Origin of the sequence: Pseudoalteromonas sp. RB2-MNA-CIBAN-0110 (genome assembly GCF_040309305.1) — a bacterium.
GTDB lineage: Bacteria > Pseudomonadota > Gammaproteobacteria > Enterobacterales > Alteromonadaceae > Pseudoalteromonas > Pseudoalteromonas arctica.
Genome location: NZ_JBEOOQ010000207.1, coordinates 1 through 266 on the forward strand (window position 1 = coordinate 1; position 266 = coordinate 266).

General features: G+C 33.5%; 1 protein-coding gene. It reads left to right on the forward strand.

The window, feature by feature from the left end; translation table 11 throughout:
• The first annotated feature begins 114 nt into the window (after nucleotides 1-114).
• Nucleotides 115-246 carry a hypothetical protein gene (locus AAEY68_RS21190; protein ID WP_259398326.1) on the forward strand — a complete coding sequence of 44 codons (132 nt, stop codon included), beginning with the start codon at nucleotides 115-117 and terminating at the stop codon, nucleotides 244-246.
• Nucleotides 247-266: the final 20 nt, after the last annotated feature.

Consider the following 266-nt stretch of genomic DNA (forward strand, 5'->3'; position numbering starts at 1 on the left):
ATAGGTAACCGAATACTTATCAGAAACCCTTTCAGTAACTGTTTTCCAATCAGTAGCTCAAATATCGAATATTGATACTATTATTTCATCAACTCACGACAGGCATTTAAGACAATGGAATCACTTTTCAACAAACGTTTACTTGAGGCACAAAAGCAACTTGGTTTAACTAAAGGATCTAGCCAAGAATTAATCAAATCAATTAAAGCAAAGTCTGAACGCTTTACTAAACCAACAGTTCACTAGGAGAGCTCTATGATTATTTT